We start from the raw sequence: 15,639 nt of genomic DNA on the forward strand, positions 1-15,639 counted from the left end.
ACCCAACAAGAAAAATGCGTAAATGAAATTACCTTTTATAATTAAATCACTTCTTTTACTAACAATTGTGAGAGGTATAGTTGTGATTTTACACGAACTTGGACACGCAATTCCAGCAATCATATTAACAAAACAAAAAGTTTCTATATACATCGGATCATATGGAAATCCAAAGAAAAGTATAAATTTCAGAATTGGACTTTTGGATGTGTGGTTAAGTTATGAAATGCTTTCTTGGAAAAATGGTTTGTGTGTTCCATCAGCAGAAAATATTTCAATTAATAGACAGATTATTTATGTTTTAACTGGACCTATTTGTTCTTCTATTTTTGCTACACTTTATTTATATGTAGCCCTTTTTAAAAATTTTAGTGATTTATATTTGCATTTCGCAGTAATATTTTTCTTAATCTCAATATTAGATTTATTTGGAAATCTGATACCAAATGAAAACCCAATTGAGTTATTTGACGGAACAGTAACTTACAACGATGGTTATACACTATCTAAACTTTTTAAGTACAGAAAATTTCCAAATCAATATACTGAAGCAATTGATTTATTTAACAAAAAAGAATACAAGAAATCAATAAATCTTTTTGATTACTTCCTAAAAGTAAAACTAAAAGATGAAAATATTTATCGTCTAAATATGTTTGCAAATATGCAAATTAAAAACTTCGAAAGAGCAAAAGAATTATTTGATAATTTCGAACAAGAATTCAAATTAACATCGGACGATTATTCAAATGGAGGGCTTATTTATAGTAAACTAAATATGAATAATGAATCCTTACATTTTTATAATAAATCTATCGAACTAAACGCCGAAAATGTGTATTCTTTAAACAACAAAGGTTTTACTTTAACTTTACTTGAAAAATATTCTGAAGCAATTCCGCTTTTTGATAAAGCAATTGAAATTGATGAATTTTTTGCTTATTCATACAATAACAGAGGGCTTTCAAAAATTAAAACAGGAAGAGTTAACGAAGGTTTAGCTGACATAGAAAAGTCTATTAAACTTGACGAAAATAATTCATATTCATATCGAAATCTTGGAATTTACCATTTTGATATTGGAGAAATAGAAAAAGCAAGAGAACTATTTTTGAAATCAAAAGAGTTAGATGGAGATACTCATATGATTGATGAACTAATTTTATCGACAAGTATATCGTAGATATGGGCATCACATAACACTTGCTACAAGAGATTTGGGCATTTGGCTTAATTTAAAAATGGTCTTGTATTTGGGATGTTTAGGCAAATCCGAAAATAAGGCTTAATTTAATCCCAAACCTCTTGTAGCAAGGGAACGTTATGGTGTATAGCTCCGACGAACAACAGTCGATTTTAATCAGGTGTTTAGTTAAGAAAATCCAAACAGAAACAGAAACCGAGCCGGCGAAAATCTGAACCGAAATCCAACGCTTAATTGTTGCGGACAAACAAACGTGAACCGCTTTTTGGAAAACCGAAAGCGGATTTTTTTTGTCGATTTTTTTTGAGAATTAACTGAAGTTTGAAACTCAAAAGCGAAAACTATTTGGAACGGAAATCGGAAGACGGAAAAGCTACCGAAATTGGAATCGATAATTGGAATGTCAAATCGTCCGTGCTCAACAATCGTCGAGCTACACACCATAACACACGCTACAAGCGATTTGGGCAATTGGCTTAATTCAAATATGGTTTTGTATTTGCAAGAATTTGGCTAAACCGAAAAATAACGCTAATTTAGTCCCAAACCGCTTGTAGCGCGAGACCGTTACCTGCAACCCCAAGAGACCCCTTGCAAACATTGACAGTCCGACAGAAAACGAAAGAAAATCCAACGCTCCGTAAAATTAAAAGAGGTGCAAGCCAACGTACAAAGCCAACGCTTTTGCACCACATTTAATTTACCCCAACGCACCCCAATGCACTCATCCCCCAAAAAGAGGTCTGAGTTAATTTTCAAACAACATAGTAGCAAACAACCCATTTAAAAATTATAAATTTGCGACTAAAAATATAAATAGGCATAATGTCAAAAGAAGCAAAAGCAAGAATTAAAATAAACCACCTACTTGAAGAAGCAGGTTGGAGTTTCTTTGATAGTGAAACTAACAAAGCAAACATTTTATTAGAACATAGAACTAAAAAAGCAAAGTTTGACAATTCTAAACTTGGCGAAGATTTAGAAAATGCACCTGATGGATTTATTGACTATTTATTATTAAACGAATTATCAAGACCAATTGCCCTTGTTGAAGCCAAAAGAGAAAATATTGACCCTTTAAATGCAAAAGAACAAGCAAGAGAATATGCAAGGGCTCAACATATTAGGCACATTTTTTTGTCCAACGGAAACCTACATTATTATTGGGATTTAGAATATGGAGAACCGACTGTAATATCTAAATTTTTAAGTATTGCTCAATTAAATGAAGCAATAAAATGGTCGCCAAGTCCTGAAAAAATGAATGATTTGCAAATAGACGAAAACTATATTGCAATTTCACAAGATGCGAATTGGTTAACATATACAGAAGCACAAAAACAAGAGGCAAGAACCAATAAAGGAATTAAACAATTAAGAGATTATCAAGTTCAAGCAATTCAAAGATTAAAAGGCGAATACATAAATGGAAAAAATCGTTTTCTTTTTGAAATGGCAACAGGTACAGGCAAAACGCTTTTAAGTGCAGGAATAATAAAAATATTTATAAGGTCAGGTAATGCCGACAGAGTTTTATTTTTAGTTGACAGAATTGAATTAGAAAGACAAGCACACAGTGCTTTTAAAAAATATTTAGAAGACGATGCAATCCAATGCGTAATTTATAAACGCAATAAAACGAATTGGCAAAGTGCAAAAGTGGTTGTTTCAACTATTCAAAGTTTAGCATATGATAACCGTTTTCAAAAGGAATTTAGTCCTTCTGATTTTCAATTAATTATTTCAGACGAAGCTCACAGAACAATTAATGGTAACAACAGAGTAATTTTTGATTATTTTATTGGTGCTAAATTGGGTTTAACTGCAACACCAAAAGATTACTTAAAAGGCGTAGCAATTGACGAAGCAGACCCAAGAGAAATGGAAAAGCGTTTGTTGTTAAGTACTTATGAAACATTTGGTTGCGCTGATGGAACACCAACTTATAGATTTAGTTTAGAAGATGCTGTAAAGCATAAACCACCTTATTTGTGTTTGCCAAAACTTTTAGATGCAAGAACAGACATAACAACAGATTTATTAAGTAAACAAGGTTGGACACATAAATTTACAAACGAAGAAGGAGACGAAGAAGAAGACACTTTTTACAAAAAAGATTTTATGAGAAAATTCTTTTCTCACGAAACCAATAAAAAGTTTGTTGAAACTTTTTTAAAGTATGCCAAGAAAGACCCAATTAGCAACGAAATTGGTAAAACAATTTTTTTCTGTGTTTCAAGAGCACATTGTAGAATAATGACCAAACTTTTGAACGAAGAAGCGTCAAAACTATATCCTGAACAATATGGCGGTGGTTCTTTTTTTGCTTTGCAAATCACTTCTGATATTATGGGTTCGCAAGACAGAACTACACGATTTTCAAATAATGATTTGAATGGACACAGTAGTTTTAATCCAGAACTTTTTGATTACGAAAGTAGCAAAACAAGAGTATGCGTAACCGTTGGAATGATGACAACAGGTTATGATTGTACTGATATATTGAATGTAGTTTTATCAAGACCGATTTTTTCGCCAACTGATTATATCCAAATAAAAGGACGAGGAACAAGATTACATACATTTGATTATAAAGACACGAGCATTGCAAAAGACAACTTTCATTTATTTGACTTTTTTGCAAACCACGAATATTTTGAAGATGAATTTGATTACAAGCAAAAAATAGAATTACCAAAGGAAACAGAAAACGAAAAAAAAGGAGGAGTTCCAAATCCACCAAAAGTAGATTTGAATTATTTAGGTGCAGACGAAGTTAAATCGTTTACAGAAGAAGAGTTTTCGGCAGACAAATTAATGAAAGTCGATAAAGAAGCTTTTTCAAAACAATTTGAAAGTGCCACAGTAGAAGAAGTTCAAAAAAATCCTGAATTACAAAAAGCAGTTGAGGAAGAAGATTGGAATTCATTGAGTGCTTATGTTCAAGAGAATATATTTGAAAAACCAAGCGAATTTTGGAATTTGGATAAATTGTTAACTTCTTATGGTGTCGACAGAAGAGCAAGTTTGAAAGAAATAATGATGAAAATTTTCTTGAAAGATTACAAGCTAAAAACAAGAGAAGATTTAGCCAACGACTATTTTCAAAAGTTTATTTCCGAAGCACAATTTGACAATTCAAAATACAATCCTGCAAAAAGATTATGGGATAGTTACTTATTGTACGAAGACATAAGAGAAAAAATAAATAGTAACAGTCCAGACCCAAACGATGCTCGTTTTGGTCTACGAGAAATGAAAGAATTAGGTAAAGACAACCGAATTCAAATAGTGAATTACATTAAAGACAACATTTCAATCAATCAATTTTTACCAAGATAAATTATGCTAACAAAAGAAACGAAAAAAAGGATTGATGATGCAAGAGATACTTTGGTTGGCGTTTTACCTTTGCCTACTGACCAAATTGAATTAATCACAATTGGATTGATTTATAAATTTATGGACGACCAAGACGAAGAACTTCGTCAAAGTGGTTTTGATGAAAAGTTTTTTAAAGGAACATTAAAAGATTATTCTTGGCAACAATTAATGAGCAATCAAATTAGTGCTGACCAACGTGTAACAAAATTTATAAACGGTATTGAGCAAATCCAAAAAGCAACCGAAATTCCGTTACTTTTCAAAGAAATATTTCAAAATGCTTTTTTAAAGTTCAGAGATGGAAAAGTATTACAACGCTTTTTAGATTTAATTAATGGTTTTACCTATTCACACAGTGAAGAGTTAGGAAATGCTTTTGAGTATTTACTCAAAACGATGGGAAGCCAAGGCGACAATGGACAATTCAGAACACCAAAAAATATTATCGACTTTATTGTTGATGTAGTAAATCCATTAAAAACCGATACCATACTTGACCCAGCTTGTGGCACAGGTGGTTTTTTAGTTTCTTCATTCAAACATTTATTGCGAACTAATACCAAAGGTTTTGAAAACACAAGATTTACACTAAACGGAATTGATGAAGAAAAAATATATCAAAATCTTGGCGATAAACTAACCACAGACGAAAGAAAAAATATTGAAAAAAATATAGCAGGTTACGACAATACACCTTTAATGGTAAGGTTGGCAAGGGTAAACTTATATCTACACCATTTTAATAATCCTAAAATACACGAATACAATACATTAATTACCGATACTCGTTGGAAAGACAGATACGATTGTATTTTAGCCAATCCACCTTTTATGACACCAAAAGGAGGTATTGACCCACATAATAAATTTAGAATTCCTGCAAACAGAACCGAAATTTTATTTTCTTCCTACATTCTACAACACCTAAATTCTGAAAAAGGAAAAGCAGGTTTTATAGTTCCAGAAGGCATCATTTTTACTACAAGCGTTGATTACGTAAATCTAAGAAAATGGCTTTTGTATGAAGCAGGTCTTTGGGCTGTGGTTTCATTGCCAGCGAATGTTTTTCAACCCTATTCAGGTGTAAAAACTTCTATTTTGTTTATAGACAAAGAAGTGGCAAGAAACAGAACAGAAGTTCTAATGGTTAAAATTGAAAATGATGGTTTCTCACTTAATACAAACAGAAGTGAGATTAAAGAAAACGACTTACCAGAAGCTTTAAAACTAATAGAACTTTGCAAGTCAAACAAAGTAGAATTTATAAATGAGTTAGATACTGATAATGAGTTTTTTGAAAAAATACGCTTTGTTCATCGAGATGAATTTGCAAAATTAGATGCATATAAAAGTAGTAGTATAGCATATAATTATTGTTCTAAACAATTTGAAAATATTTCTAAACTAAAAAAAGAAACAAACGAAAAAGTAATCGAATCGCCTTTAAAAAGTGATAAATACCAAGAAAAATTTGATAAGAAAAAGCAAGACTTTTTTGATCTTATTGGAATTGATTTTATACCCGATACAAATGAAGAATTTAATATTTGGTTTGACGAAAATATTAGGGAAAACGCTATTGAGTTTGGAACTAGACTAACTAATAGTGAAATTTCTGAAAATATAAAAAAACACATTGAAAGTTATAGAAATTTTGACTTAGGATTTAATAAATTAACTGACGATTTAGATACTACTTCAAAATATGAAATGGTTAGATTGGAGAGACTTGCTCATTTTAAAAGAGGTCCTTTTGGAGGTTCATTGAAGAAAGAAATTTTTGTAGAAAAAGGGTATCTTGTTTATGAACAATATCACGCAATAAATAACGATTTCAATTTTGGAAGATACTTTATAGATGATGCTAAGTATCAAGAAATGAAGGCTTTTGATGTTCATACGAATGACATTCTTATAAGTTGTTCAGGAACAATGGGAAAAATCGCAATAGTACCTGAAAATCATCCCGAAGGTATTATAAATCAAGCATTGCTTCGCCTGAGAACAAATGATTTAATTTCTCCTATATATTTGAAAAAAATTTTAGAATCAGATAATATTCAAAATAAATATTTTAGAAATCAAAATGGAGTTGCAATACAAAATGTTCCATCTGTTGCAGTTTTAAAAGACATTCTTATTCCATTACCACCTATTGAAATTCAAAATGAAATAATTGATAAAATTGATAAAATTGATAAAAAAATAGAAATATTGGAAAGTCAAATTGATGAACTAAGAAGTGATATAGAAATTGAGTTGAATCAAATTTGGATATAATGAACTTCAAAGAATATTTTACATATACTTCGAAATTACTCAATGCACAAAGCGATGTAGCAGAGGTTATTCAGCATATGCCTACAAGAGGCAAAGTAAGAGAGTACTTTATCAAAGATATTATTGAAAAGCATTTTGGTAACACTATTAAAATTCATAGAGGAGTTGTCAATTTAGACAATTCAAACCAAGAAGGACAAATTGATTTGATATTAGCTCACAACAATTCAATAATGGCTTCTTTCACACCAGAAGACATTGGATTAGATGCAGAAGATTGTAAAATGATTTTGGAGGTTAAGACAAATGCAATTTCAGACGACTTTAAGGTATTTAACAGCAGAGCCAAATTAATAAAAGATAATTGCCTTGACAGGCAACCACTTTGTGGAATGTTTTGTTATAAAATCAATCTTTTAAAAACAACAATTTTAGAACGCTTTGGTTACGAATATGACGAAGTAAATTTAATGTATATCCAAAACGATGCAATAGAAATTGACTATCCATTTATTGACTTTGTTGTTTGCATAGACCAAGAGGAATTTGAAGACCACACAAACACAACACAATTTTTCATACGCAAAGACAGTTCAGAATTTTCAACAGGCGACTATGACTTATCTGAAAATTTTCCTTCTGTTGAAGACTTTATAAAAATGATAAAAGGAGTTTTAGACAATTAAATATAGAAATATGAAATATAATAAATACAAAATTGAAGACATTGAAGTTGGTGACGAAGTTTACTTTGACTCTACACAAGGACAAAGTAATCACGATCTTTATTGGAAAGTAATAACCAAAATTGAAAATGAAAAACGATTAATAGTTCAATTAGACGAAATGGGTCATTCAGACTTACGTTGGACAGTTAATATTGACGAGGTTAGACAGCATTTAAAAATTGGTAAATAGATCGCCAACGCTTTTGGTAGCACATTTGCATTTTTGCCAACACACAAAGCCAACGCTAAAAAAATGCAAAAGAGCTACCAAGCCAACGCACAGAAAGACAATAAAAATGGACAGACAAACAGACCCGAAAAAGGGGCAGCAGGTAACACTTGCTACAAGAGATTTGGGCATTTGGCTTAATTTAAAAATGGTCTTGTTTCAGGGAAGTTTAGGCAAATCCGAAAGATTACGCATTTTTAACCCCAAACCTCTTGTAGCAAGGGAACGTTATAGCCAATTTTAGGACGACCCAACGAAATGAAAGAACCAATAGAAGTTTTAGTTTTAGAAAGTCAATTAATCAAGTTTTATGACGAAGCTGATTATAAATTTGACTCTATGGACAACATAAAATCTTATAGTAAAACATTTATAAGTGGTGACAAAAATACGTTGACTTCGCAGATTGGAGTTGAAGTGTTTGAAGACGACAAACTAATATCAAGTTGTCTAATAGGCTCAGAAGGTGGTGGAACTGGAATAACAGGAAATACATCATTAATTAGTTACGGCGGACTAGTCATTTGTTGCTCTAACACGGTATTCAAATTAACAATACCAGACTTAAATTTAGAATGGAAAACAATTTCTGACCCAGCGACTTGTTTTGGTATTCATTATCTTGACAAAGATTATGTAGTTCACGGAGAACTTGAAATCACAAGACTTGACAAAGACGGAAAAATACTGTGGCAACAAAGTGGACGAGACATTTGGACAACAGCAGAAGCTTATGATGATTTCGCAGTTTATGACGACTATATTTTAGCGACTGACTGGGAATACAACAGATACAAGTTTGACTTTGACGGGAAATTATTAGAAGAATATAAAGTTGAACCACGAAAAGAAGAGCTGACAGTAGTAAAGGAAGAAGCAAAAAAATGGTGGAAATTTTGGTGAAAAGAAAAACTGGCTATAACAGGCGCTTGGCAAAAAAGCGGTTTCAGTGCTTAAATAAAGTTTTGTGCTTCATATCAAGTTTTGTGCTGTCAGACAGTTTTGTGCTTCGAAATCCGCTTCTTCGCCAAGCGCCAAAACGTTGTGTGCAATTGTAAAACCGACTACATTTGATTTATGAATTATACAGTATTTTATTCTTGGCAGTCTGATTTAGAAAATAGATATAATCGCTCTTTTATCCAAGATGTACTTGACAAAGCAACCAAAGTTTTGTCTAAAGACGAAAATTTTTCATTAGATGCAGTTGTTGATCGAGATACATTTGGGATGCCTGGCAGTCCATCAATTGTCGAATCAATTACAGGAAAGATAGCAAAATCTGATGTTTTTGTCTGTGATATATCCATTATTAATTTATCTTCAACTGGGCGACCAACCCCAAATCCCAACGTATTATATGAATTGGGTTTTGCATCTGCCATATTAGGCTGGGAGCGAATAATTATGATACAAAATACCGCTTTTGGAAATATAGAAAAGCTACCTTTTGATTTGCGTGGAAGACGTATTTTGCAATACCATTTGGATAATACAATTGAGGGTAAAGCTGATGAAAAAAATAAACTTAAAAAGCAATTAACAGATGTCTTTCAAGAAGCACTTAAACATTACAATAAAGATTACAACTCAAAGGAAAAAATTGTTTGGTGGGGAGATTGGAGTATAGAATCTAAAATTAAAATTCATGGTGGTAAATTACATATTAACCGAGTATCATCAGATGCTTTCTTTTTTAGCATTATAATATGGGACGGTGCAAGAAGTGGACAAATATCTGGTAAAGCACAAATATTGACACCGCATTCAGCCTATACAAGAATTAAAACATTTGACGATCAGGATTGCGAAATTATATTTCGAAGAAGATTAGAAAATGGAGAATGGTTTATTGAAATCGAAGAAGGTGAAGGTTGTAAAATGTTCCATGGTCATAACGCCACATTTTCTGGACATTATAAACATTCACCAGAAATGGTTATTAATTATGGATACTTGGACGAGATAGATCTTAATGAAATTGAGCGAATGACAGGAAAATATTTATCTGTATTTCTAGATAATTTTCAACAGTTTAGTATAGAAAAAGATGAAGAAGACAATGAATTGGTAGTCATTACTGCAGGAGTAAAAGGTCTTTATACAATTATGGAATCAATAGTTGTCCTAAATAAGTTTGGCAACATTTGGTGTGCATTTATAGATCCTGAAATAGACACTATACGCTACTTCACTAATCTGACAGGTCAAGACAAACCAAAATCAATGAAAGATTGGTTATCAAGACTTGCTGAGAAGCAGATTATAGAAAATGATGACAATGAACAACATTCAAATTTAGATGAGTAATAACAACTGCACACAACACTTGCTACAAGAGATTTGGGCATTTGGCTTAATTTGAAAATGGTCTTGTATTTGGGAAGTTTAGGCAAATCCGAAAATAAGGCTTAATTTAATCCCAAACCTCTTGTAGCAAGGGAACGTTACTGGAGACTTGTGCCGAAATTACGCTGAAGAAAATTATTAGAAAATATGCATTTTTTTTGCGCAGAAAATATTAAGTAGAACTCAAAAGTTACCAGCAATTTAAACCGAAAAACTCGCAAAATACCCAAATTATGAAATTCACTTATAAATCGAAAATATTAATTTTTTTCCCATTTTTATTCTTGGCTTGCAATAATCCAAAGTTTGAGACAGAGTCTAGTCCAAAGTTTGAGCCTATATTTAAAGTTAATAATCAATTTGTTAATCTAGAAATACAAAAATTAATAAAAACAAAAAGCCTTTTTATAGAAGGATACAAAACTCGTGTAAATGATACTTTGGACATCTTTCTAACTGTTCAGCTGATAAATGTGGAAATTTCACCTAAAAACAATGATTCTTTAGTCGCTATTCAAAAAAAGGTAGCGAGAAAAATCAAAAATTTATTGAAAAATCCTTTACAATTCAAAGCATACGATATTGTTATAATTAAAAGAGATACTGTCAAAAATCTTTTAGGATCGATGACTTCCGAAGAGGGGCTTTCTCATAATCGATTTAACACAAGTGATTTATAAAAATGCGCAAAACTCTGGAATGTTGGAAGGTGAAAACAGAAACTTGAAAAGCGTTACGCTGAAAATTAAAAATTAAAATCTGCCAACAAAAACGTGAAAATTTATGGTTAGATTCATAATTTTGACAAAAAACAAGCCTCCAGTAACACTTGCTACAAGAGATTTGGGCATTTGGCTTAATTTGAAAATGGTCTTGTATTTGGGAAGTTTTGGCAAATCCGAAAATAAGACTTGATTTAACCCCAAACCTCTTGTAGCAAGGGAACGTTGGCGGTCAGTTGAAGCCGAACTTACGCAGAAAAATATTTTGGAAAGGATAAATTTTCGTCACGCAGAAAAATCAGAAAAGCAAACGTGAAAATTGGAAAGCGACAAGCGGAAGTTTGGAAACTAACAGTAATGTCATTTTTTTAACAAAAAGCATTTAAACAATAAATATGAAACTAAGTAATTCTTTCAGTGGCGCATTAAGAACGTTCTCTTATTTTATGGCTAGCGGAAATCAATCTACATTAAAAGGAATTGATTATTTATCACTTTATGGTGAAGAACCAAGCGCAATTGAACAAGTATTTGCAATTTATGCGAATGTCATTGAATTAGATGTAAACGGTCAAGTATTAAACGCAAAATATGCAGAAAAAAGAGCGACAGATTATCTAAGACAATATTGTGATTCAAGTTTTATCATAGAACCTCCATATGAAGATTGGGAAATTACTTTGCATAATCCACCTCCAAAAATAGATTTAATAACGAAATAATAATCGCACTTTCTTTAAAAAGTTGAGTTTTTCCAGCGGAAATTTGAAAAGCAGAAACGCAAAAATATAGGTTGGTAATCGTAATTTCGACTAAAAACAACCGAACCGCCAACACACGCTACAAGCAAGCTGGGCAATGGGTTTAATTTGAAAATAGTTTGTATTTGATACATTTGTTTTTAACCGAAAGAATACGCATCTTTAATCCCAGCCTGCGTGTAGCGCGGGAACGTCAGGCTGTGAAAAAACCTTCCTTCTTCTATTAAAGTCTTAAAATTTCGCCGCACTATAATTCCAATAAAGCCTTACACTTGACCGCTTTTTTTAGGCTGTCAATTTCTCTGAATAAAAAACTGTTGCTGTATTTAGCTTTAAATAACTCGTTTTCAGCAAAAACAAGACCTTTTCCTTATAAGGTGAGTTCCATTTTTGGAGTTTGGCAATAAGTTCGGGAACGCCCAATATATTGATACTGCGTTTAATATTATAGACCAGCATAATCAGGCTGTGTTCTCCATTTACTTTATCGAGTCCTGTTAAATTGGTGTGGTTATAGCCCCATTGCCGTTTGATGGTTCCAAAGATGTGTTCGTTTATTTCCTGTCGCTTGCGGTACAGCTGTGGATTTTCCTGATAACGTTTGTTGTTTTCTTCTACGGCATCTGCATATTGGCTACGGTCAATTTCCCTGCCTGCCGCTCTACTGGTGCATAAATGTTTTACAGGACATTCCCTGCATTTGGATGTACGGTACTTTTTAAAATTATAGCTGTCTTTATCGGTTGTTTTCTTATGCCATCTTCCCGTGGTTTGTAGCGTTTGCCCTTCTGGGCAAGTGTAGGTATCATTGGATTTGTTGTATTGAAACCTGGCAACCAAATAAGCAGGCTGTGTGCCGTTTTCGTTGCTTTTTCCTTGCCCGGGCTGCGCTACAATGGTAGTGATGCTGCCTTGTTTGCAGATCTCTATTTGTTTGCCGTTGTGATAACCTTTGTCTACAAGGGCAGTATAAGTTTCAATTCCTAAATTCTCTTTGGCTTCAAGGGCAATAGCCGATAAAGCACTGCGGTCGTTCTTGTTGATAGTGTGCGTGGCTACTACAAGATTGTGTTTGGCATCCACTGCAGCCTGAACATTAAAGGATATTTCAACTACTTGTCCCTGCACTAATAATGCTCTGGCATCACTATCGGTAGTGCTGATTTGAGGCTCTCCACTGGCCTTTAACTTTTCTTCCAGCAAATCATAGCGAAGCTTATTTTGTTTTAAGCGTTCTATCTTTTGTTGGATGTTTTTGATTTTTGGAGCATTTTCTTTTGCATCATTTTCTTCCAAAGCATCTAGATATTCTTGGGTTTTAGCTTCAATGTATTCTAAATGTTTGTCTATTTTCTTTTGGTTGAAATTAGCTTTACGGCTATTGTGCGCCCTGCTTTTAGTTCCATCAATAGCAATGGTTTCACAGCCTATTAAGTCGGCGTCTTTTAAAAACACAACATAGAGTTTAAACAAGTTCTTTAATGCCAATGAATTATTCTTTCTGAAGTCTGATATACTGTGGTAGTTGGGACGAATGTCTTCTAATAACCACTGCATTTCAATATTTCTGAAGGATTCTCTTTCTAATTTTCTGGAGCTTCTTATTCCGTTGATATAGCCGTACAAATAGGCCTTAAGGAACAACGTGGTATTGTAGCTCGGACGGCCTTCTCTTTTAATGGTCTGTACTGAAAACCCTAGTTTGGAAAGGTCTATAAACATAACAAATGCATCTATAAACCGCACTTGATTATCGTGAGCTATAGTGTCTTCCAGACTGGAAATACGCATTTGGTTACGAGAAATTCCTGAGATATGTTGCATCCTTAAAAATACGAAATTTCCTGCTGTAAGAAAACTTTTTTGCTATATTTGATTCGAATACAAACGGAAGTTTTTTCACAGACTGACGTTGGCTGTAATTTTTAGAAAAAATGGTCGATAAGAAAAATATTGAAAAATTAATTATTCAAAATAAAAAAAGCAATCTTTTAACTCATTTTAAAGATTCGCAATCATATAATATTACAAAATACAGTGGCGAAATTAGAGATAAAGAAATATTAATTTGGAGATCTGCATACTTTAGTAGAGGTGACTACCCAATATTTCATTTAACTTTTGACAACAATAATAAATTGAAAGAAATCAAAATGGAAAAAAATCCATTTAATATCTTTTTGGACGGAGTAACTATTGTAGTATTACTTATATTAATAGTAACAATATTTATTTCAACTGACTTAAAAACTACATTTTTTGCAATTATTGCAATTACTATAATTGGATTTTTAATGCGATTACTGCTTACAAAATCTAAAATATTTGAAACTAAAATATTGATTGAAGAGTTAAAGACAACAATAAATAATTTAGATGAATTAAATATTTCCAAACAGAAAAAAGACCAAAATTCAGAAAATAAAGAAGTTAATGAATGGTCTTTTTTCAAGATAATGTCAAGAATACTAATTTATCCATTTTGTGTAATTCTTATATGGTTATCGCTTACTCTTATGATACCAGAAGGAAAAATTATAGAAGGAATATTTGCAATCATTGTAGGTCTAGCATATCCAATTTCTGACTTGCTCATAATAATAAATAAAAAAAACTACAGCTAACAATTGCTACAAGAGATTTAAGCAATTGGCTAATTTAAATGGTCTTGTACTTGGGAAGTTTTGGCAAATACGAAGATAAGGCTTAATTTAGCCCCAAACCTCTTTTAGCAAGGGAACGTTCACTGTCATTGTTGAATGTTCCATCAAAAGCCCTATTTGCAATCACCGTTCGGTTCACAGATTTGGCCAGCTCGGATTTTTAACGTATTCGGATTGTCCTTTTGCCATTCAGCAAATGCATTTTCAAGCGTTTTCAAAATTTTACTTGGCAGTTGAGCGCAAGCAATTGCATATTTACGATTTTTGTTTTATCGCTTGACTGCTTTTCGGCTTGCTGACCGCAAGCCGAAAGACAATACAATACAAAAATTGTGATTAAAATTTCACTTCGTATAATTCAGTTTTCTGAAATAATAGTAAGAAACAGCAAGAATAGCAAAAGGTACAAGTGGTGCAATACCTTTTATCCAGCCATCAATAAGAAAATGCGCCAGACTTGCTGAAAGTAAAAGTATTCCAAATCCAACATACGACCATTCCTTAAACATTATTGGAATTGCAGGAATAAGAATAATTACTGCGCCAACAATTTTTAGAATGTCTAATTCTAATCCAAAATAACTTGGAAATTCCATTCTGCGAATAGTTTCTTCTAAGTATTCACGTGGTGCAAAATACGAAGGCAAGACAATTAAAGCCATAGCTATAATGGTTACTGTCCGATAGATTTTTTTCTCTTTGTTCATCTTTTTTAATTTGTTTCGTTTGAAGTTGCGAAATTATCTATATTTACTAACCAATAGTAAGCACTAACCCAACGGTTAGCACTCACTTTTAGGTTAGTAATGTAATTTTGTTGGATAATGGCAAAGACAATTAAATGTGATTCTTCAGGTATTCGTGCTATAAAAGATGCGATGGAAACGCTGAGCGGAAATTGGAAACTTCCGATTTTGTTTTCATTGTCGGGCGGTGCAAAACGTTTCAAAGAAATTACAAGAGAAATTGATGGCATTAGCGATAAAATGTTAAGCAAAGAATTGAAAGACCTGGAAACAAATCATCTTGTAAAACGAACAGTTGTTGACACTTTTCCACCAACAGTTCAATATGAAATAACAGCACACGCAGAAACTTTGTTTGAGGTAATGAAAGCATTACGTGATTGGGGACAAAACCACCGAAAGAAAATCATAGAAGGATAGCAATAAGCAATAATTACAAATCGCTAAAAGCCTAGCTATTGTACGATATCGTCTTTTTGTAAATATTTAAAATCATAAAACCAAAGAACAAAACCTAATTCTAATTAAAACTCATTTTTTTGCCAAATGACAAATAACTCCATTTTTTATGGA

14 protein-coding genes are annotated in these 15,639 nt (G+C 32.4%); 12 read left to right on the forward strand and 2 right to left on the reverse strand.

Annotated elements, in window-relative coordinates; all coding sequences use genetic code 11:
* The first annotated feature begins 22 nt into the window (after positions 1–22).
* The 10 genes from OZP09_RS21530 to OZP09_RS21575 all read left to right on the forward strand — a co-directional run bounded on the left by OZP09_RS21530 (position 23) and on the right by OZP09_RS21575 (position 11,618).
* Positions 23–1,183, forward strand: a complete 1,161-nt coding sequence (locus tag OZP09_RS21530) for a tetratricopeptide repeat protein (protein ID WP_269235677.1) — start codon at positions 23–25, stop codon at positions 1,181–1,183.
* 846 nt (positions 1,184–2,029) lie between these two features.
* Complete coding sequence (locus OZP09_RS21535; protein ID WP_281309987.1) at positions 2,030–4,546, forward strand: DEAD/DEAH box helicase family protein; 2,517 nt, start codon at positions 2,030–2,032, stop codon at positions 4,544–4,546.
* Positions 4,547–4,549: 3 nt separating this feature from the next.
* Positions 4,550–6,868 (forward strand): N-6 DNA methylase, encoded by a 2,319-nt coding sequence (locus OZP09_RS21540; RefSeq protein ID WP_269235681.1) that lies wholly within the window; start codon positions 4,550–4,552, stop codon positions 6,866–6,868.
* The gene (locus OZP09_RS21545) at positions 6,868–7,554 is read left to right on the forward strand and encodes a DUF6602 domain-containing protein (RefSeq protein ID WP_269235682.1); all 687 of its coding nucleotides are present in this window, start codon (positions 6,868–6,870) and stop codon (positions 7,552–7,554) included. The genes OZP09_RS21540 and OZP09_RS21545 overlap by 1 nt, the downstream gene beginning before the upstream one ends.
* 10 nt (positions 7,555–7,564) lie before the next feature.
* Positions 7,565–7,786, forward strand: a complete 222-nt coding sequence (locus tag OZP09_RS21550; RefSeq protein WP_269235683.1) for a hypothetical protein — start codon at positions 7,565–7,567, stop codon at positions 7,784–7,786.
* Positions 7,787–7,892: 106 nt separating this feature from the next.
* A complete protein-coding gene (locus OZP09_RS21555) occupies positions 7,893–8,069 on the forward strand; it encodes a hypothetical protein (protein WP_269235684.1) in 177 nt (58 codons plus the stop codon).
* A 95-nt stretch (positions 8,070–8,164) separates the two neighbouring features.
* Entirely contained in the window at positions 8,165–8,728 is a 564-nt protein-coding gene (locus OZP09_RS21560) for a hypothetical protein (protein ID WP_281309988.1), read from the forward strand.
* Between the two features lie 174 nt (positions 8,729–8,902).
* Positions 8,903–10,135, forward strand: coding sequence for a hypothetical protein (locus OZP09_RS21565; RefSeq protein ID WP_281309989.1), 1,233 nt, complete (start codon positions 8,903–8,905; stop codon positions 10,133–10,135).
* A gap of 272 nt (positions 10,136–10,407) precedes the next feature.
* Positions 10,408–10,854 (forward strand): hypothetical protein, encoded by a 447-nt coding sequence (locus OZP09_RS21570; RefSeq protein ID WP_269235688.1) that lies wholly within the window; start codon positions 10,408–10,410, stop codon positions 10,852–10,854.
* Positions 10,855–11,291: 437 nt separating this feature from the next.
* A complete protein-coding gene (locus OZP09_RS21575) occupies positions 11,292–11,618 on the forward strand; it encodes a DUF7677 family protein (RefSeq protein ID WP_269235689.1) in 327 nt (108 codons plus the stop codon).
* A 324-nt stretch (positions 11,619–11,942) separates the two neighbouring features.
* Here OZP09_RS21575 and OZP09_RS21580 read toward each other — a convergent pair whose 3' ends face one another.
* Entirely contained in the window at positions 11,943–13,481 is a 1,539-nt protein-coding gene (locus OZP09_RS21580) for an IS1182 family transposase (protein ID WP_281309990.1), read from the reverse strand.
* 110 nt (positions 13,482–13,591) lie between these two features.
* On the opposite strand from OZP09_RS21580, the gene OZP09_RS21585 reads away from it, so the two are divergent.
* Positions 13,592–14,281 (forward strand): hypothetical protein, encoded by a 690-nt coding sequence (locus OZP09_RS21585; RefSeq protein ID WP_269235691.1) that lies wholly within the window; start codon positions 13,592–13,594, stop codon positions 14,279–14,281.
* Between the two features lie 383 nt (positions 14,282–14,664).
* Here the strand turns inward: OZP09_RS21585 and OZP09_RS21590 are convergent, their stop codons facing one another.
* A complete protein-coding gene (locus OZP09_RS21590; RefSeq protein ID WP_281309991.1) occupies positions 14,665–15,027 on the reverse strand; it encodes a DoxX family protein in 363 nt (120 codons plus the stop codon).
* A 117-nt stretch (positions 15,028–15,144) separates the two neighbouring features.
* Here OZP09_RS21590 and OZP09_RS21595 point away from each other — a divergent pair, with 117 nt between their 5' ends.
* Entirely contained in the window at positions 15,145–15,486 is a 342-nt protein-coding gene (locus tag OZP09_RS21595; RefSeq protein WP_269235693.1) for a winged helix-turn-helix transcriptional regulator, read from the forward strand.
* Positions 15,487–15,639: the final 153 nt, after the last annotated feature.

The sequence above is a fragment of the Flavobacterium flavigenum genome, assembly GCF_027111255.2.
Classification (GTDB): Bacteria; Bacteroidota; Bacteroidia; order Flavobacteriales; family Flavobacteriaceae; genus Flavobacterium; species Flavobacterium flavigenum.